This is a genomic window from Bacillus sp. FG16, from assembly GCF_057809515.1.
The window spans coordinates 25,753-45,177 of record NZ_JBMDKC010000003.1 but is presented as its reverse complement, the minus strand read 5'-3'; the positions used below and the strand labels follow the sequence as shown (position 1 = coordinate 45,177).

The 19,425-nt window shown below is 33.2% G+C and carries 21 protein-coding genes; 17 read left to right on the top strand and 4 right to left on the bottom strand.

Annotated features, from left to right (window positions below; all coding sequences use genetic code 11):
* Positions 1-108: 108 nt before the first annotated feature.
* The 8 genes from ACODS7_RS02235 (at position 109) to ACODS7_RS02200 (ending at position 6,462) form a co-directional block, all read left to right on the top strand.
* Positions 109-771 (top strand): HAD family hydrolase, encoded by a 663-nt coding sequence (locus ACODS7_RS02235; protein ID WP_069355516.1) that lies wholly within the window; start codon positions 109-111, stop codon positions 769-771.
* A gap of 208 nt (positions 772-979) precedes the next feature.
* A complete protein-coding gene (locus tag ACODS7_RS02230; protein ID WP_243168124.1) occupies positions 980-2,419 on the top strand; it encodes a GntP family permease in 1,440 nt (479 codons plus the stop codon).
* Between the two features lie 78 nt (positions 2,420-2,497).
* Entirely contained in the window at positions 2,498-3,700 is a 1,203-nt protein-coding gene (locus tag ACODS7_RS02225; protein ID WP_029442201.1) for an iron-containing alcohol dehydrogenase, read from the top strand.
* 181 nt (positions 3,701-3,881) lie between these two features.
* On the top strand, positions 3,882-4,574 hold the full coding sequence (locus ACODS7_RS02220) for an aspartate/glutamate racemase family protein (RefSeq protein ID WP_243168123.1): 693 nt from the start codon (positions 3,882-3,884) through the stop codon (positions 4,572-4,574).
* Positions 4,575-4,669: 95 nt separating this feature from the next.
* Positions 4,670-5,143 carry an SAM-dependent methyltransferase gene (locus ACODS7_RS02215; protein WP_000493252.1) on the top strand — a complete coding sequence of 158 codons (474 nt, stop codon included), beginning with the start codon at positions 4,670-4,672 and terminating at the stop codon, positions 5,141-5,143.
* Positions 5,140-5,580 (top strand): GNAT family N-acetyltransferase, encoded by a 441-nt coding sequence (locus ACODS7_RS02210; RefSeq protein WP_001223866.1) that lies wholly within the window; start codon positions 5,140-5,142, stop codon positions 5,578-5,580. Before ACODS7_RS02215 ends, ACODS7_RS02210 begins: the two co-directional genes overlap by 4 nt.
* A 167-nt stretch (positions 5,581-5,747) precedes the next feature.
* On the top strand, positions 5,748-6,233 hold the full coding sequence (locus tag ACODS7_RS02205) for a DUF2975 domain-containing protein (protein ID WP_016081797.1): 486 nt from the start codon (positions 5,748-5,750) through the stop codon (positions 6,231-6,233).
* Positions 6,234-6,243: 10 nt separating this feature from the next.
* Positions 6,244-6,462 (top strand): helix-turn-helix domain-containing protein, encoded by a 219-nt coding sequence (locus ACODS7_RS02200; RefSeq protein WP_000152534.1) that lies wholly within the window; start codon positions 6,244-6,246, stop codon positions 6,460-6,462.
* Positions 6,463-6,703: 241 nt separating this feature from the next.
* Here ACODS7_RS02200 and ACODS7_RS02195 read toward each other — a convergent pair whose 3' ends face one another.
* Both ACODS7_RS02195 and ACODS7_RS02190 read right to left on the bottom strand, forming a co-directional pair.
* Positions 6,704-7,231 carry an HAD-IIIA family hydrolase gene (locus ACODS7_RS02195; protein WP_000181784.1) on the bottom strand — a complete coding sequence of 176 codons (528 nt, stop codon included), beginning with the start codon at positions 7,229-7,231 and terminating at the stop codon, positions 6,704-6,706.
* A 28-nt stretch (positions 7,232-7,259) separates the two neighbouring features.
* A complete protein-coding gene (locus tag ACODS7_RS02190; RefSeq protein WP_000009776.1) occupies positions 7,260-7,691 on the bottom strand; it encodes a GNAT family N-acetyltransferase in 432 nt (143 codons plus the stop codon).
* Between the two features lie 153 nt (positions 7,692-7,844).
* On the opposite strand from ACODS7_RS02190, the gene ACODS7_RS02185 reads away from it, so the two are divergent.
* The 6 genes from ACODS7_RS02185 (at position 7,845) to ACODS7_RS02160 (ending at position 12,691) form a co-directional block, all read left to right on the top strand.
* A complete protein-coding gene (locus ACODS7_RS02185; RefSeq protein WP_000895232.1) occupies positions 7,845-8,555 on the top strand; it encodes an ABC transporter ATP-binding protein in 711 nt (236 codons plus the stop codon).
* Positions 8,548-9,762 carry an ABC transporter permease gene (locus ACODS7_RS02180; RefSeq protein ID WP_029442205.1) on the top strand — a complete coding sequence of 405 codons (1,215 nt, stop codon included), beginning with the start codon at positions 8,548-8,550 and terminating at the stop codon, positions 9,760-9,762. Before ACODS7_RS02185 ends, ACODS7_RS02180 begins: the two co-directional genes overlap by 8 nt.
* Positions 9,763-10,030: 268 nt before the next feature.
* Positions 10,031-10,618 carry a YpjP family protein gene (locus tag ACODS7_RS02175; protein ID WP_243168122.1) on the top strand — a complete coding sequence of 196 codons (588 nt, stop codon included), beginning with the start codon at positions 10,031-10,033 and terminating at the stop codon, positions 10,616-10,618.
* Between the two features lie 105 nt (positions 10,619-10,723).
* Positions 10,724-11,359 (top strand): HAD family hydrolase, encoded by a 636-nt coding sequence (locus ACODS7_RS02170; protein ID WP_016081793.1) that lies wholly within the window; start codon positions 10,724-10,726, stop codon positions 11,357-11,359.
* A gap of 1 nt (position 11,360) precedes the next feature.
* A complete protein-coding gene (locus ACODS7_RS02165; protein WP_029442206.1) occupies positions 11,361-11,747 on the top strand; it encodes a VOC family protein in 387 nt (128 codons plus the stop codon).
* Between the two features lie 11 nt (positions 11,748-11,758).
* Entirely contained in the window at positions 11,759-12,691 is a 933-nt protein-coding gene (locus ACODS7_RS02160; protein WP_098629181.1) for an aminoglycoside phosphotransferase family protein, read from the top strand.
* Between the two features lie 35 nt (positions 12,692-12,726).
* Here the strand turns inward: ACODS7_RS02160 and ACODS7_RS02155 are convergent, their stop codons facing one another.
* Both ACODS7_RS02155 and ACODS7_RS02150 read right to left on the bottom strand, forming a co-directional pair.
* Positions 12,727-14,007, bottom strand: a complete 1,281-nt coding sequence (locus ACODS7_RS02155) for a S41 family peptidase (RefSeq protein ID WP_098629180.1) — start codon at positions 14,005-14,007, stop codon at positions 12,727-12,729.
* A 122-nt stretch (positions 14,008-14,129) separates the two neighbouring features.
* Complete coding sequence (locus tag ACODS7_RS02150) at positions 14,130-15,587, bottom strand: serine hydrolase (RefSeq protein ID WP_029442209.1); 1,458 nt, start codon at positions 15,585-15,587, stop codon at positions 14,130-14,132.
* 198 nt (positions 15,588-15,785) lie between these two features.
* On the opposite strand from ACODS7_RS02150, the gene ACODS7_RS02145 reads away from it, so the two are divergent.
* The 3 genes from ACODS7_RS02145 to pbpC all read left to right on the top strand — a co-directional run bounded on the left by ACODS7_RS02145 (position 15,786) and on the right by pbpC (position 19,392).
* Positions 15,786-16,742 carry a thymidylate synthase gene (locus ACODS7_RS02145; RefSeq protein WP_029442210.1) on the top strand — a complete coding sequence of 319 codons (957 nt, stop codon included), beginning with the start codon at positions 15,786-15,788 and terminating at the stop codon, positions 16,740-16,742.
* 19 nt (positions 16,743-16,761) lie between these two features.
* Positions 16,762-17,250, top strand: a complete 489-nt coding sequence (locus tag ACODS7_RS02140) for a dihydrofolate reductase (RefSeq protein ID WP_016081787.1) — start codon at positions 16,762-16,764, stop codon at positions 17,248-17,250.
* A gap of 156 nt (positions 17,251-17,406) precedes the next feature.
* Positions 17,407-19,392 (top strand): penicillin-binding protein 3, encoded by a 1,986-nt coding sequence (pbpC, locus tag ACODS7_RS02135; RefSeq protein WP_029442211.1) that lies wholly within the window; start codon positions 17,407-17,409, stop codon positions 19,390-19,392.
* Positions 19,393-19,425: the final 33 nt, after the last annotated feature.

Here is a 19,425-nt window from a genome sequence, read left to right as displayed (position 1 = left end):
CATATGGAAATTGATTTTTCGAAAAAATAGATAATGATAGTATAATAGGGAGAAGTGGAAGAGATGTTAGCAGTTATTTATACAGCAAATTAAGTGGAGGAATGAAACATGTATAAAACATTTCTATTTGATTTAGATGGAACTTTAACGGATCCGAAAGAAGGGATTGTAAATTCGGTTTTGTATGCGTTAAAAAAAGTAGGAATTGAAGAAGTACATATAAGTGAGTTAGATTCATTTATAGGTCCTCCTATTCAGCAATCATTCGTAGAGAGATATAATATGAGTGAAGGAGAGGTTGAACGTGCAGTTTTTTACTTCCGTGAGTATTTAAAGCAGCGTGGATTGTTTGAAAATAATGTATACGAGGGGATTCTGAAGCTCTTGCAACAATTAAAAAGTTCAGGAAATCGCATATTCGTAGCTACTTCAAAGCCCACTGTATTTGCGAAACAAGTTATAGAGCATTTTCAATTAACGAATTATTTCGAAGATATCATTGGAAGTAATTTAGATGGTACGAGAATAAAAAAAGAAGAAATAATTGCTCATATTTTACAAACAAATGAAGAACTAAATAAAGAAGAAATGATAATGATTGGTGATAGAAAGCACGATATAATAGGTGCGAATCAGAATGGAATTGCTTCAATTGGTGTTTTATATGGCTATGGCTGTGAGAAAGAACTGACTGAAGTTAGTGCGACTTACATAGTGAAAGATGTTGAAGAACTGTATCATTTTTGTGCAGAAAAAAGTTTAATAAATTAGTAAATATAGATGCTAGCAATCCCTTTATAACGTATGATGAGGAATTCGTTTCTGTTTAAAGGGATTTTTCATATGTAATCGAATATTTATAATTAGACATTTTTAGCATGAAAAAATTGTATGAATAAGAGGAGGGATGTCAGAATTAAAAGATTAGTAGAAGTTTATCAATAAAATTTAGAATATTCTGTTTAATGGAGGGGTAAAATTGGAGTTAGTTATTATATTATTAGCACTAAGTTTACTTATGTTCGTAGCATACAGAGGCTTTTCTGTTATTCTATTCGCACCGATATTTGCATTATTTGCAGTATTTTTGACAGAACCTAGTTATGTATTACCTTTCTTTTCTAATATCTTTATGGAGAAAATGGTTGGATTTATAAAGTTATATTTTCCTGTGTTTTTATTAGGAGCAATATTTGGAAAAGTAGTGGAAATGTCAGGAATTGCGGATTCTATTGCAAAAACGATTATTGAGTTAGTTGGTGAAAAACGTACTATATTAGCGATTGTATTAATGGGGGCTATTTTAACGTATAGTGGTGTTAGTGTGTATGTAGTAGTGTTTGCTGTTTATCCGTTCGCAGCTAAGTTGTTTCGACAAGCTAATATTCCAAAACGTTTAATCCCTGGAACGATTGTTCTTGGAGCAGTAACGTTTACAATGGATGCACTACCTGGATCACCACAAATTCAAAATGTAATACCTACAACATTTTTTAAAACGGATATTTATGCTGCACCGATACTTGGGATTGTAGGAGCAATTTTTGTTCTTACATTAGGTTTACTATATTTAGAGAGTAGACGTAAGAAGGCAAAAGCGGCAGGTGAAGGATATTTTGGTTTTAATGACGGAAATACTGAAATGGCAGCATCTTTGCAATTAGAACAAAAAAATATGCCATTAATTAATAACATTGAAATCACAAGAGCACAACAACTTATTGCATTTATACCACTTATTTTAGTAGGTGTAATGAATAAAGTGTTTACTATTATGATACCGAAGTGGTATCCAAGCGGTTTTGATTTTTCTGCAATTGGTATGAAAGCATTTGGAAAAGTAGAATTAAGTGCAGTACTAGGAATTTGGTCTGTAGAATTGGCACTTATTATAGGGATCTTAACAACGTTATTACTATATTGGAAGCGAGTAGTAACAGGTTTCCAAGCTGGATTGAATACAAGTATTGGTGGAGCGCTACTTGCAACGATGAATACAGGAGCTGAGTTTGGATTCGGTGGTGTCATTGCAGCACTTCCAGGCTTCGCAATTATGAGAGATGGTATCTCTGCTACTTTCACAAATCCGTTAGTGAATGGTGCAGTAACGACGAATATTTTAGCTGGAATTACAGGCTCTGCATCAGGAGGTATGGGAATAGTATTAAGCGCAATGGGAGATAAATTTATTGCAGCGGCCAATCAATTTGATATTCCATTAGAAGTTATGCACCGTATCGTATCAACGGCATCAGGAGGAATGGATACACTACCGCATAACGGGGCTATTATTACTATTCTTACAGTAACAGGATTAACACATAAACAGTCCTATAAAGATATATTTGCTATCACAATTTTGAAAACGGTTGCTGTATTTTTAGTTATCGCGTTCTATACTTTAACAGGACTCTATTAAACATTCGAATCGTAAAGATTCATCAAATCGATAATTTATATCATAAAATATTAATTAGGATAAGAAGGGGTGGAGTACTTGCAAGAAGTTTCTGAGTTTCGTATGCCAAAGTCGGTATTATATGGAAGGAATTCGCTTGAAAAACTGGGGGAACAATCAAAAAAGTTAGGGAAAAGAGCTTTTATAGTTACTGATACAATTATGGAGAAATTAGGATATGTTGAAAAGTGTATACAACAACTAAATAAGAAAAGTATTACTGTTAGTACATATAATAAAGTAGATGCTGAGCCTACAAATATACACGTGTTAGAAGCGTTATCTCTTTGTAAAGAAGAAAAGTGTGATTTTATTATCGGTATTGGTGGTGGAAGTTGTATTGATGCTGCGAAAGCAGTAGCGGTTTTATATACAAATGGTGGAGAAGTTGAGGATTATGTCCAAAAGGATATTGATATAGAAAACAATCCACTACCACTTATTGCAATTCCAACAACTTCTGGTACTGGATCGGAAGTTACAAGTGTAGCAGTAATTACGAATAAAAAAACAGATGTAAAAATGATGATGAAGCATCCTAGTTTTATACCGAAAGTAGCAATTATAGATCCAGTTTTGACAAGTTCATTACCACCACAAATTACGGCAGCAACAGGAATAGATGCATTATGTCATGCGATTGAAGCGTATATTTCTAAAGTTTCACAACCACTTACAGATGTACTTGCTCTTTCAGCTATTGAAAGTATTATGAAATATTTACGTATAGCATATGAAGATGGACGTAATATGGAGGCAAGAGAAGCGATGATGATTGCTTCCTTACAAGCTGGAATTGCATTTTCTAATGCATCAGTTACATTAGTTCATGGAATGTCAAGGCCAGTGGGAGCATTATTTCATGTACCGCATGGTATATCAAATGCCATACTATTACCTACAGTGTTAGAGTTTACAAAAACAAGTGCAATGAAAAGGTTAGCAAAAATTGGACGTAGTTTAAATAAGGATTTGTATTCGAATTCTGATGAGGAAGTAGCAGACTACACGCTTGGTGAAATAAAAAAACTTTGCTTTGATCTTCGTATTCCAAATTTAAAAGAATACGGAATCGATGAAATTGAATTTGAAAATGCTATTTCTAAAATGGCATCAGATGCAATTGAAAGTGGTAGCCCAGCTAATAACCCACGTGTTCCATCATATGATGAAATCAAAGAGCTGTATCGAGAGTGTTTTAATTATAAGTATAAAGAATTTATAAAAACATCAGATTATTAATTTCAGAATATTCTATAAAAATTTCCTTGGAAATGAAAGTAGAATTATTCTTTATTATTTCCATATTTCCGTTAAAACAAGACTTTATATTCCAAACTTAAAGTCTTGTTTTATTATATATAATATACATAATAAAATATTGTTATTAGTTTCATAAAAATAGTTTAGGTAGGTGTTTTGTATGAAAACGATAGGTCTTATAGGTGGTATGAGTTGGGAATCAACTTCTGAATATTATCGAATTATTAATGAAGAAATAAAAGAGAGATTAGGAGGGCTACATTCAGCAAAATGTTTGATTAATAGTGTGGACTTTGAAGAGATTGAAAGATTCCAGTCTAGAGGAGATTGGAATGGAGCAGGTGAAGTTTTAGCGAATGCGGCGTATTCATTACAGAAGGGAGGAGCAGACTTTATAATCATTTTTACAAATACAATGCATAAGGTAGTTGGAAAAATAAAGGAGAAAATTGATATTCCAGTCTTACATATTGCCGATGCAACTGCAAAAGTAATTAAAAGAAAAGACATTCAAAAGGTTGGTCTGCTTGGAACTAAATATACAATGGAGCAAGATTTCTATAAGTCACGTATTGAAGAGCATGATATAAAAGTAATAGTACCATCAGGAACAAATAGAGAAAAAGTAAACGAAGTAATATATACAGAATTATGTTTAGGAAAAATAGTATTTCAATCTAGAGAGTATTATAAAAGGGTTATAGAAGAATTAGTACAAGAAGGAGCACAAGGAATTATATTAGGTTGTACGGAAATAGGTTTATTAATAAAACAAGAAAACGTATCAGTCCCGATATTTGATACGACCCATATACATGCAATTGAAGCAGTCAAGGTAGCTTTAGATAAATAGATTATAATTATATTATGTAAACTTAATTCATATATCTGGAAAACATTCAGAAAATATTTTATAATGTAAGTGGTTACATTTAAGGGGGAATGCGTATGTTTTCAGTTCAACCAATCGCATTTGTACATAATGAAAGAAAGGAAATAAAAGATGATGAGTGGGGAGAAGTAAGATCCCGTATAACTTTAACTGAAATGTATGCAGAAGAAAGTATACAAGGGATTGAAGATTTTTCCCATATTGAAGTTGTTTTTTATTTTCATAAAGTAACTGACGAGCAAATTCAGTATTTTGCTAGACATCCTAGAAATAATAAAGATTATCCTGAAGTAGGTATTTTTGCACAGCGCGGAAAAAATCGCCCGAATCGCATAGGTGTAACAATTGTAAAGGTGATCAAAAGAGAAGGTAAATCAATTATTGTTGAGGGATTAGATGCTATTAATGGTACTCCTATATTGGATATAAAACCAATAATGAAAGAGTTTATGCCGAAAGAAGAAATACACCAGCCTAAATGGGCAACGGATATAATGAGACAGTATTGGAAGGGGAATGGAGTAAAATGAGAATATATGAGGCAACAATTGCAGATTTAGATGGACTAGCATCAGTTTTTAATAACTATCGCATGTTTTATAGGCAGGATTCTGATTTAGAAGGTGCAAAAGTATTTTTACGAAATCGAATTGAGAAAAAAGAGTCCGTTATTTTCGTAGCAGTTGAAGACGGCGAATATATTGGGTTCACACAACTATATCCATCATTTTCTTCCATTTCAATGAAAGAATTATGGATTTTAAATGATTTATTTGTACAAGCGGCGAAGCGTGGAGCCGGAACAGGTAAAAAATTATTAGAAGCTGCTAAAGAATACGCATTAGAGAATGGAGCAAAAGGTGTAAAATTGCAAACAGAGATTGATAATTTATCAGCACAACGATTATATGCTGAAAATGGTTATTTGAGAGATAATCGTTATTTCCATTACGAATTAACGTTTTAAAAAATTAAGTTGAAAGAGACATTTTCAAGAAAAAGAATTTCTTTGTAATGAGAAATTCTTTTTTATTTTTTCCTAAATTAAACGCAACGAAAACGATATTTATTTATTGTTAAACAATAAATAATGTGATAAAATTATGTTATCATTAAATAAATGAGGTATTGTAAATGAATCTTAAACGAAGTTCAACAACGTTCTTAAAAGTAATTATTTTTCTTGTTGGAATTGCAGTACTTGCTTTATGCATATTTTTAGTGCCGGAAATGGCGAATTTCGCAGCGAATTTGTATCCTAATATTACTCTGATAAAATATCTTGTTTTCATTGTGATGTATGGAGCAGCTGTGCCTTTTTACGTTGCTCTTTATCAGGCTTTCAATCTTTTACAGTATATTGACGAGAACACAGCGTTCTCGGAATTATCTGTAAAGGCGTTAAAGAATATAAAGCGCTGTGCAGTTACAATCAGTGGTTTGTATGTATTGGGTATGCCACTTTTTCATTTTATAGCGAAAAAAATGGACCCTCCTATTGGGTTAGTGGGACTTATTATCGTTTTTGCTTCGCTCGTTATCGCTGTTTTTGCTGCTATTCTTCAACGCCTTCTACAAGAAGCAATTAACATAAAATCAGAAAATGATTTGACGGTCTGAGGTGGCGGATATGACAATTATTATTAATATTGACGTCATGTTAGCAAAACGAAAGATGAGTGTAACGGAACTTTCGGAGAAGGTTGGAATTACGATGGCGAATCTTTCTATTTTGAAAAATGGGAAAGCAAAAGCGGTTCGTTTTTCAACATTGGAAGCGATATGTAAAGCTTTGGAGTGTCAGCCAGGGGATATTTTGGAGTATAAAAACGATGAGAATACTCAATAAAAAAAGATAACAAATGTAAATAATAGAAGTCAATAAAGAAGGGATAGCCACTAAGCTATTCCTTCTTTATGTTAATTGCTGTTAGTAATAAAAAATATAATTTGAATTGCAATGTTTGCGTATCAAAAGGGAACTTGCTACCTTTTGAGGTAATCCGTTTTGTGGAAGAAAATTATTTGCCAAAAAGGATATTTTAACTATGATTTAAATTATTTTGAGTGCATCAAAATCTTCATTTGTATTATAGTTGATTTAAAACCCAGTTTGTTGCATCTTCAAAGTTATCTGCAATGTAGTTTGGTTCAATATGTGCCCATTTGTCTCGGTACGTATGCAAAGCATCATACCCAGCTCCTGTTCGGACTAGAATCGTAGTCGCATTTACTTTTTCTCCTGCAACAATATCAGTCCAGCGATCACCAACTACAGCACATTGTGTTAAATCAAGCCCATGTTTTTTTGCTGCTTTAAGCAGCATGCCTGTACTTGGTTTACGACATTCACAACCATCACCGTGTTTATGAGGACATACATAAATATCATCAAAACCGAAGCCTTCTAATTCTTGTACAAAATCGGCTACAGTTGCTATTCCATCTGCGATACCAGGTTGATTTGTGAAAGAGAAAATTTTTATATTTTTAGCTTTTAGTTTTTGCAAGGATGTTTTTGTGAATGGAAATAATGTAAAAGATCCCGGATAATGTATTGTAGTGTCACCACCAATTGTACCGTCACGATCAATGAAAATTGCTTTAATGTTTGTCATAGTTATAGTCCCTTCAATTATAAGTAGTTTAGAAATGTTTTACAAATCGGTAGCCATTTACTTCATAACCTAATTTTTTGTAAAAAGGATGAGCTTCTACTCTTTTTGTTCCACTAACTAGCCATGTGCCAATGCAATTATGTTTCTTTGCTAATTGCTCTGCATAATCCATCAACACTTGTCCAATGCCTTTCCGTCGTATGTTAGAATCGACGCTAATAATTGAAATCTCTCCATAACGTGTTACATCTTCTAAATTTTCACGTATACGAAATCCAAGTAATCCAAATATAGCTTCTTCTTCTTCGTAAACATATAAAAAATCAAACGGACTCATTTGTACGAATTGTAATCGATTGTTCATATCTTCATAGGAAATAGAGGAACCTTTTAATTCTTTCGTTAAAGAACAAAGTGCGTCTATATCATCTATCGTTGCTTCACGAATTTGAAAAGACATATTATCCACTCCAATAAAATGTAATCAAACATTTAATATTCTGTTAAAAAATGTTTTTTCCTGCTATGAAAATAAATATTTTATAATGATATATAGATAGTTATATGTTATTCTTTTCCTTGATTGTATTGGAAATGGAAAGAGGGGAAAGACATGTTAGAAGTAAATATCCGCTCAGCTGGATATGAAATAGGCGAAGAAACAATTCATGATATAGCTTTTTCTATCGAAAAAGGTGAACTAGTTGCTCTTATTGGAGCAAATGGTGCTGGGAAGAGTACGACGATAAAAACGATGCTCGGATTACTTGTAAATATGGACGGTGAAATATCATTCGGTGAAAAGAAAAATCCGTATGCATATGTGCCAGAACATCCAACATACTATGATTACTTGACGCTCTGGGAACATATTGAATTATTAATGGCTGCTCGTGGAAGTGAAATGGGAAACTGGGAAGAAAGAGCGGAACAATTATTACATACTTTTCGAATGGATAAGCATAAACATGAGTATTTATCAAAGTTTTCAAAAGGTATGAAACAAAAATCGATGCTAATATTGGCGTTTTTAACTGAGCCAGATTTTTATATTATTGATGAACCCTTTATCGGTTTAGATCCAGTAGCTACGAAAGAGTTTTTAACTTATTTATATAAAGAAAAAGAGCGTGGGGCAGGAATTTTACTTTGTACGCACGTATTGGATACGGCTGAAAAAATTTGTGAAAGATTTTTACTCATTTCACAAGGTACATTAGTCGCAGATGGACATTTAGAATCTATTCAAATGTTAGCGGAAATGCCTGGTAGCTCATTACTAGACTGCTTTGATATAATTGTAAGGCGTGAACAACATGATTAAACAACAATTTTATAAAAGATTACGCCATGAGCTCCGGCGGAAGTGGAAGTCTATACGTTCGGTAACAGATTGGACAGTCGCGTTATATATTATTATTCCAATACTTATATTTATGGGAATCTATTATAGGTCACTATGGATAAATGAATTATCAATGGAAGAGACGATTTATTTCGGATTAGGATTACTAGCATTTTATCTAGTAACATATCCGAGAGGAGTTCGTTCATTTTTTGAGCAAGCGGATAGTTTATTTTTAATTTCGTATGCAACACATATGCGAAAATTAGTCCAGTATGGCATGATGTACACATTTATTCGAATAGCGATAACGAATATAATAGTGGTCGTTATTATGTTACCGGTGTTGATGAAAAGTATCGAGGTAACAGAGATACAAGTCCTATTATTTTGGGTATTCTTTACTATATTTCGATTTATGTTGTCGTTGTTAACGAGATTTATTCATGTACATGTGGGGAAACGATGGGTTTTATGGATTATAAAAAATGTAGTATTTTCTATGAGCGTGTCCTTTTTGGGAATTAGTTTATTTTTTATTTATAAAAATCCATTTTATTCAATTCTATTTATCGGTTTAGTAATTTTCTTAAGTAGTGTATTAGTAAAAGAGAAAATGAATTATAAAAAGTTCTTTTTTAAAGAAATCGAGAAAGAAAAGGAGGAAAGCATGCGCTGGACGAGCGGAATTATGCAAGTTGGTGGTCATGCGGCTAAACCGAGTAGTTCGAATAAAAAACCGTGGATGTTTCCGCGCTCTAAAAGACTATTAGGAAAAAAAGCTGATTCTCGTATTGTCGAATCTTTTTTGAAAGAATTTTTCCGTACAAGTACTGCACGAATATTTTATATTCAAATTGTATGTATCAGTACTGCAAGTATAATTATGACTCCAAGGTGGATTACAGCTATTGTTCTCGTATTTGCTGTAGTTGCAATTTCTCGCTATGCACGTGATTATTGGAATGAATTTACGAATAAGATGTTTCTTCATTTATATTGTGATGAAGGGAAATTACTTTTGTTAAGATGGAAGGCAGATCGTTATTTACTACTACCAGCAATACTTTTATATGTAATAGTTATACTTTTCCAGTTTTATTTATTGCCAGCTGTGATCGGTGGCATTATTTTTATTTTATTAATTGTATGGATTGTATTTTTACCATTAAAAAAGAGCCATTGACGGCTCTTTTTCTAGTCTGTAATACATTGATAAATAAAATATACTAAAACGAGTATGCTTGCGGCGGAATACATGACATCTAAAGTCATTCAAGTGCCTCCTCAATATTGTGGTATTAATATTGTATGAAATCTTACAATTTCATATTCAAGTGAAAAATATGTGAACGTTAACAAAATTGTAAAGTGCAAAAATTATAATCATTTTGTATAATAGAAGAAACCACCGTTATATAAAAAAATAATGAGTGAAAGGGGAGGGAACATAAATGCCAAATTGGTTTAGAAAAACCTTAGTCGCATTAATTACCGTATTTACATTTGGTTTAGTGACGCCTCCTTCCATATTGCTTGATAATGCCAAAGCTGCGGACAAGCCTACGAGCACAGCTGGGCAACAAAATTTGGAGAGTACGTCCTATACATATGAAGAAACGAATGACAGGTTAACCACCGATACTTTTATTACTTATGCGATGCAAGAAGCAGAAAAACAGTCGATGCAAAAGTTTGGTACTAAAATTGGCCCAGTAATTGAAGATGAATTTAAAGATGTAATATTACCAAAGATTGAAGAGGCAATTGCTGAACTTGCCAATGATGTACCAGAGAAGTCATTGCAATCATTAGCGATTTCTCAAAGACCAGCTGGTGGAAATAATGAAAAGATTTTTCACGTCTACGATACGAAAACAGGAAATGACTTATTGCGTTTCCATGTAAGAAGAGATCATCCACCGCAAGATGGTTATTATTTTAATTTCCACTATCATCGTTTTGATGATGGATACTCTGGACATTATGAGTTAGGGAATATTTATTGGAATACGAATGTACCGCCAAAATGGCTTTCTTAAAAAGAACAAGAGAAAATCTTGTTCTTTTTTATTTTTATAGAAGGGACAGACAACTATGTTGTTGAATAACATAGGTTTAGAAAAAGAAGCAAAAGGAGTATGGAGATGCAAAAATATATTGTTTTTGACTTTGATGGCACATTAGTAGATTCACAAAATATATTTGTACCGATTTATAATCAACTTGCTGAAAAACATGGGTATAAAGCAGTAAAGGAAGAAGAAATTGAACATTTACGTAAATTAACGATGCCAGAGAGATGTAAACAACTCGATGTACCACTGTATAAATTACCGATATTAGCGTTGGAGTTTTATAAATTATACCAGCCTGCTATAAAAGATCTCGTTTTGTTCCATGGAATGAAGGATGTATTAGATGAACTACATAAAAAAGAATACGGTATTGCGGTTATATCATCTAACTCAGAAGAGCATATTCGAGCATTTTTACAAAAGAATGATATAGAAAATATACAAGAAGTGTATTGTTCTAAAAATTTGTTCGGTAAAGACAAGATGATAAAAAGATTTTTAAAATCGAAAAAAATAACTGAGAAAGATATGTTATATGTCGGTGATGAACAGAGAGACGTAGTAGCATGTAAAAAGGCTGGGGTAAACGTAATTTGGGTATCTTGGGGATATGATGTTATTGAAACAGTGAAAAAAGACGCACCCGATTATATGGTTCATAAGCCGATGGAAATTGTGCAAGTAGTACAAGGAGCGTATTCTTAATATGAATACACTTCGAGCAGGTATTCATCATATTGAATTTTGGGTAGCAAATTTAGAGGAATCCATTTCTTTTTATAATAAGCTGTTTTCAATAATTGGATGGAGAAAATTAAATGAAGTAGCATATAGCACGGGAGAAAGTGAAATATACTTTAAAGAAGTAGATGAGGAAATCGTAAGGACGTTAGGGCCTAGACATATTTGTTATCAAGCTATTCATAGAGAAGTAGTTGATGAAGTAGCAGATTTTCTTTCTAGTATGAAAGTGAAGGTAATACGTGGTCCAATTGAAATGAATCATTATTCAGAAGGGTACTATACGATTGATTTTTACGATCCGAATGGATTTATTGTAGAAGTAGCCTATACACCAAATGCAGAAATGTAAGGGGAATAGATATGAAGATAATTACAGCACGGCAAAACAATATACAAATTGTAAAAGATGCAGCGAATATTGAAGAAATTTCTAAAGGTTTCTCTCCAGATAAGAAATATGTAATTACGAATGCAAATAATGAAAAATATTTATTTCGGACAGGAGATATAAAAGAGTATGAAAGAAAGAAAATAGAGTTTCAAATTTTAAATGAAATGGTAAAACGTAACGTACAGGCACAAAGGCCAATTGAAATAGGTATATTGGAAGAAGAAGGTGTATGCTATAGTATTTTTTCATATTTAGAAGGGGAAGATGCGAAGAAGCTATTGCCTACGTATTCACCAAAAGAACAATATGATATTGGCATAGAGGCAGGAAAAGATTTAGCGAAAATGCATACATATGAAGCGCCTAATGATATACTTCCATGGTATGAAAGAGCAATGAAAAAACATAGTAAATATTTAGAAGCATACAAAACATGCGGAATAAAAATAAAAAATGATAATAAAATTATTAAGTTTATAGATGAAAATGAAATGTATGTAAAGGATCGCCCAAATCGATTTCAACACGATGATTTTCATTTAGAAAATATAATTGTACGGGATGGGAATTATGTAGGTGTAGTTGATTTTAATGGTTATGACTGGGGCGATCCACTGCATGATTTCGTGAAAATTGCACTATTTGCAAGGGACATTAGTATTCCGTATTCAATCGGACAAATAGAAGGATACTTTAATAGGAGAATACCAGAAGAGTTCTGGAAATTATATGCGGTGTACGTTGGCATGACAGTTTTCTCATCAGTTGTCTGGACATTAAGAGCAGCACCATATATGTTGGATGATACGTTAGAGCGTCTTCATATTGTATTGGAAGATCATAAAAACTTTGAGTTATTAAAACCAAGTTGGTTTCAACCAGATAAGATTGATATGAAATAGAAAAGGTAGGTGTGATTCGCACCTACCTTTATTTTTTACCATTCTTCATTTTGAAGTAGTTGTAATGCTAACTTTAAATCCACATCTTCTTGTATATGTTCCGGAGTCCATGGGATATGTATATGAGGTTGTATTCCAATTCCGGACATTCCTTTGCCTTTATCTATAATAGAAAGCCGTGAAGTAGGATAGTAAAGAGCGAACGTACCAGCCCATTCCATTACTGCTAAATTAGAATAATCATTTAAACCAGCAGTAGGACGACCTATTACTTTTACTTTCGGTGATTTTTTTGTTGCTTCTACAAAAGAATCACCAGAGCTTCCACATGTAACATCTGTTAATACGGCTACTCTACTTGGTGTTGTTCGTCCGTGTATTTTCAAAGTTTGAAGTTCTTTTGGTAGTCCAGATGTATCAAATGTAACAAGGCCCTTTTTATAATTCTCTTTTAAATCGTGAATAAACATATCGGTGACTAACTTTGAAAGGTCGTCTGAAGAATCATAATCTTCTTCGAAGTCTTGCATTCGTAAATAATAATTTCGTTCTGTATGATTTAATTGCATTGTATTTGAAGAGTCGAAAAGAGAAATTTCTTTGTCTTCAAATAAGTAAGGAAGTATGTTGAAAAATGCATCATCACTTCCACCACGATTCAATCGCACATCTATAATTAAGTTTTGAAAAGAATCCAGCTCGTTTTTGTATGAGTCGATTAATTGATTAATAGCTGCAGCATTTGCAAAGTCAGTTAAAGTAATTAAGAGTGTATCTTTATTGTACTTTTTTAATGAATAGATAGGTGTGTATTCGCTTTGTTTATATTTTTGTAAAGAAATGGTTTCGGTTACTCCATCTTTATCTATAAGTGTACAATTTGATGATTTTAATAAAACATAGTCCCATTTTTCACGCTCATATGTATTCTCATTTACATACTTTTTATACTTTATTAATAGCTTAGGAATTTTCATATTATCTAATGCAACGATAGTTTGTCCTTTTTTTACTCTTTTTTCTTGTGAAGTAGATGTAATATATAGGTGATCTTCGTATCTTTTCACTTGGAAGCCAACACTGTTAAGAGGTTGATCGTTAGAGCTCATTTTGAAAAACATATGATTGTCTTTGAAGTCTAATAAGTAATCATTTACAATTTCAGTGAATTGTACTGGTGTTAAATCTCTTTGCTTCTCTAGTTGCTCAATTGTTTGTAAATATGTAGTAGGATCATCCCATCCTTTTTTATCAATACAACCGGAATAATCGTGATGAGTAATCGAAACAACTTCTTTGAAGATTTCTGTGTACAATGCTTTTCCTCCTTATAGTTTAAATAACTAAATAAAAGGATTCCTTGTTCTATACGTAAAATCCTTTATTTGGATGAGAATATAAAAATAGAGGGAAGTGTATCTTCCCTCTATTAAAATAATTATTTAATTTTCTTAAATGTAAGCGGCTGAGTACTTAATGTAGCTGGTACATGTAACTGAAGGGATGGGAATTCACCACTTACATTCATTTCATAAGCGAATAATAAGCTCATTTTCATTTGGAATAAGTCAACTTTTGCAGAGAAGATGTCGTAATGATGATGCCCTAATTGAATATCCATTTCCATAAATTGTACATATAACGAATCATCTCGTTTGTATACTTGTAATGTTCCGTATGCAGGATGTTCAAAAGTACCAGTATAATCCTCTAACTTGTGCGAAGGTGTAGTCCCTTTAATTTGTTCAGGGAGCGATTCAGTTGCTTCTTTCATCATTTCCTTCATTTTTTTAGTATCTTCTACAGCACGTTTATGCCAATCAATGGATTCTAATTCAAGTAGTTCGTCATAAATTTGATTAGCGAGATAAGTAGGAAGTAATGTTCCTCCAGCATTCGTTAAAATGACAAGGCCTATGTTTTCTGTTGGTATGAATGAAACAAGTGCTGAAAATCCATCGATATTACCGCCATGATGAATTACTTTTTTACCACGATAAGCGCTAATAAACCAACCAAGACCGTAACTATTTAATGGAGATTCAGGGAGTGATAAAACGGGTTGGTCTGGAATTGAATTGTGTGGTGTATACATTTGTTGTAATAATTCAGAGGAGATTAATTCATGATCTCCAAATTTTCCTTCGTTTAAGTGGAGAAGTACCCAATTTGCCATATCTTCAATTGTAGAATTAATACACCCAGCAGCGCCAACTGTATCGATGTTACGGAATGGAACTACTTTTATTTCACCGTCATTTTCAATGTAAGGTAAAGCGTAATCATCTGTAGTTTGTGAATCGTTAACAGAGAAGTTTGTATGTCTCATATTTAAAGGTTCTAAAATATGTTCTGTAGTATATTGCTCCCACGTTTGATTTGTAATGTTTTCAACAATGCAGCTAATTGTTGCATACATTAAGTTGTTATATAGAAATGCAGTCCGGAACGGTGTATCAAGTGGTAAATGTTTTATTTTTTCAACGAGATCTTGTCGAGATAAGGAAGAGTTGTACCAAAGAGCATCATGACGACTCACTCCAGTTCGATGAGAAGCTAAATCCCGTCCTGTAACTTGTGAGCTAGCAAGTAGTTCAGATAAAGTAAAGTTAGGTATATAAGAATGGATAGGAGTATCCCAATTAAACTTTTTTTGCTGTGCTAACAAGCTTAATGAAAGTGTGCCAAACGCTTTCGTTGAGGAACCGATTGCGAACCGGGTATTCGCTGTAACAGCCTCTTTTGTTTCTATATTACGATAGCCGAAACCTTCTGAAATAATAACTTCACCGTCTTTTATAACAGCTACAGCAGCACCAGGAACATTTAAATTCTTCATCATTTTTTCAACCGTTGTTTGTAAAGAAGTCATAACAGGCGTTTCAATTTTAGACATACTTCTAACCTCCAAATATAAATTTTGTTCTACCGCACTATACTTTCGGTAATAGAAAATGAAAACCTTTTTAAATTTGGAAAGTTAATAATTTTGTAAGAATTAGCGGAAGAAATTTTATTAATTAGGATTATTAAATTTACCATTTTTCATGTTATGATAAATTGCATATACGATTGAAAGAAGGTTTTCCTACATATGAAACATGCTGAAAATGAATACTTAAATTTATGCCGCCATGTAATGGAACATGGTACGAAGAAAGAAGATCGTACAGGGACAGGAACTGTATCTGTATTTGGATATCAAATGCGTTTTGATTTGAGTAAAGGATTTCCTTTATTAACGACAAAAAGAGTACCATTTCGCCTTGTAGCAAGTGAACTACTTTGGTTTATGAAAGGTGATACAAATATTCGCTATTTATTGCAGCATAATAATAACATTTGGAATGAATGGGCGTTTAAGAGCTGGGTAGAAAGTGATGAGTATACTGGTCCTGACATGACGGATTTTGGTCTTCGCTCACAACAAGATGAAGAATTTAAAGTACAGTACGATGAGCAGATGGAATTGTTTAAAAAGAAAGTTTTAGAAGATGATGATTTCTCAAATAAATATGGTTATTTAGGAGACGTTTACGGTAAACAGTGGCGAGCTTGGAAAACGACAGCTGGTGAGACACTTGATCAATTAAAAGATGTAATTGAAATGATTAAAAAAACACCAGACTCACGTCGTTTAATCGTTTCTGCTTGGAATCCTGAAGACGTACCAAGTATGGCATTACCCCCTTGTCATACATTATTCCAGTTTTATGTAGCGGACGGAAAGCTTTCTTGTCAGCTATATCAAAGAAGTGGTGACATATTCCTTGGAATACCATTTAACATCGCAAGTTATTCACTACTAACACATCTAATTGCACATGAATGTGGTCTTGAAGTAGGGGAATTTGTTCATACAATTGGTGATGCACATATTTATACAAATCATTTTGAACAAGTAGAAAAGCAATTGGCACGTGAACCACGTCCATTCCCGAAACTTACATTAAATCCAGATGTGAAATCTGTTTTCGATTTTGAAATGGAAGATTTAACGATTGAAGGATATGATCCACATCCAGCAATTAAAGCACCGGTTGCAGTATAATTGTAGAGGAGATGAAAAAATGATTGTTTCATTTATGGTCGCAATGGACGAAAATAGAGTAATCGGTAAAGATAATAATTTACCTTGGCGTTTACCGAGTGAATTACAATACGTGAAGAAAACAACGATGGGTCACCCGCTTATTATGGGAAGGAAGAACTATGAAGCGATTGGTAGACCGCTGCCTGGAAGACGTAATATTATTGTAACTCGTAATGAAGGATATCACGTTGAAGGATGTGAAGTTGTTCATTCTGTAGAAGAAGTATTCGAACTATGTAAAAATGAAGAAGAGATTTTTATTTTTGGCGGAGCGCAAATTTACGATCTCTTTTTACCTTATGTAGACAAGTTATATATAACAAAAATCCATCATGCATTTGAAGGAGATACATTCTTCCCAGAAATAGATATGACAAATTGGGAAGAGATTTTTGTAGAAAAAGGTTTAACGGATGAAAAAAACCCGTATACGTATTATTACCACGTATATGAGAAACAACAATAATAAAAAAGATTGATGTGAGAATTCGCATCAATCTTTTTATTTATATTCACCAATATAAGTTTATAGATGAGATTCGATAGTGCTATAATGATAGGTAGCATGTAAAAAATGCTAAAATTTGCAAAAGTACTAATATAGAAAGAGGAGGAGAATGGATTGAGAAAGATATGGGGGATTCTTTTTCTTTGCTTAACATTCATGTTAGTTGGATGCGGTAAAGAAGAAAAACCACAAGAAGCGTTTGATACATATGTAAAAGCATGGAATAAACAAAAATTTGCAGATATGTATGATCAACTATCAAAAAATGCAAAAAAAGATATTTCAAAGAAAGAGTTTACTGAGAAATATGAAAAAATTTATTCTGGTATCGAAGTGAACGACTTAAAGGTAGAAACAGGGGAAGTAAAAGAAGATAAAAAAGATGAAGGCCCTGTTCCTTTTAAAGTAAGCATGGATACAGTTGGTGGTAAAATTACTTTTGGCCATGAAGCAAAAATGGTGAAAGAAAAAGATGGAGATAAAGAATCTTGGAAAATAGATTGGACTCCTGATTTTATTTTCCCTGGCATGACGAAAGATAGTAAAGTGCGTATGCAGACGACACAGCCAAAACGTGGTGAAATATACGATCGTAATGGAAAAGGTCTTGCAACGAATGGGAAAGCTTCTGAAATTGGAATAGTTCCAGAAAAATTAGACGATACTGCTCCGCAAACGAAAGAGACAGTAGCGAAGTTGTTAAATATGACTGTAGAAGAAATTGATCAAAAATTAGCTGCTAAATGGGTAAAACCAGGGTATCTCGTACCAATTGGAATTTTGCCTGAAGGGGCAACGCAAAATACGTATATTGATTTAGCAGGTGTTTCAACAAAACCTGTAAATGTTCGTACATATCCATTAGGGGAAGCGGCAGCTCATCTAACTGGTTATATCGGAAAGGTAAATGCTGAAGATTTAAAAACGCTTCAAAAGAAAGGCTATCAAGCTGATGATCCAGTTGGTAAAGCTGGTTTAGAGCAAGTATTAGAGGAAAAGCTACGCGGTAAAAAAGGTGGCCGTGTCTTTGTAGAAGATGCACAAGGAAAAGAAATTAAAAACTTGGCAAAAACAGATGCTGTTGATGGAGAAAACGTAACTTTAACTATTGATAGTGCTGTTCAAGAAAAAACTTACAATGAAATGAAGGGCGAAGCTGGTTCAAGTGCAGCAATTAATCCGAAAAGTGGAGAAACAATTGCACTAGTAAGTAGTCCAGCATATGATCCTAATTTAATTGCACGAGGAACATCGAAAGCGCAACGCGAAGCTTGGAATAATGATCCGAAAAAACCGATGACGAATCGCTTTACACAATTATCGGTACCAGGTTCTGTATTTAAACCAATTACAGCTGCAATTGGTCTTGAAACGAAAACGATCGATCCAAAAGAAGAGTTAAAAATTGAAGGGTTAAAATGGACAAAAGATTCTTCTTGGGGTAATTATTATGTAACGCGTGTGAAAGATGCAAATCCGATTGATTTTGATAAGGCGATGAAATACTCGGATAATATTTACTTCGCACAAGAAGCGTTGAAAATCGGAAAAGACAAGTTTATGAGTGAAGCGAAAAAATTCGGATTCGATGAGAAACTACCAATTGAATATGGATTCCCTGCTTCTAAAATTGCAAATGACGGTATTAAAAATGATATTCAAATGGCAGATACAGGATATGGACAAGGACAAGTATTAATGACTCCTCTTCATTTAGCTTTAACGTATGCGCCAATTGTAAATGATGGAACGATTCCATCACCGTATATTATTAAAACAGATAAACAACCAAAAGCTTGGAAAGAAAATGTAATTTCTAAAGGAAATCAGGATATATTAAAAACTGCTATGACGAAAGTAATTAATGATCCGGATGGTACAGGGAAAATTGCTAAGATTGATGGAATGACTCTTGCTGGAAAAACAGGTACAGCGGAATTAAAAGTATCTAAAGAAGCCGAAGGAAAAGAACTAGGCTGGTTCGCTGCATTTGATTTGAATTCGCCAGATATGGTCATTACAATGATGATTGAAGATGTAAAAGGTAGAGGCGGAAGTAACATTCCAGCTGAAAAAGTAAAACATGTTTTTCAAAAATAATATGTAATAAAAGGCTACCTCTATAATTTATAG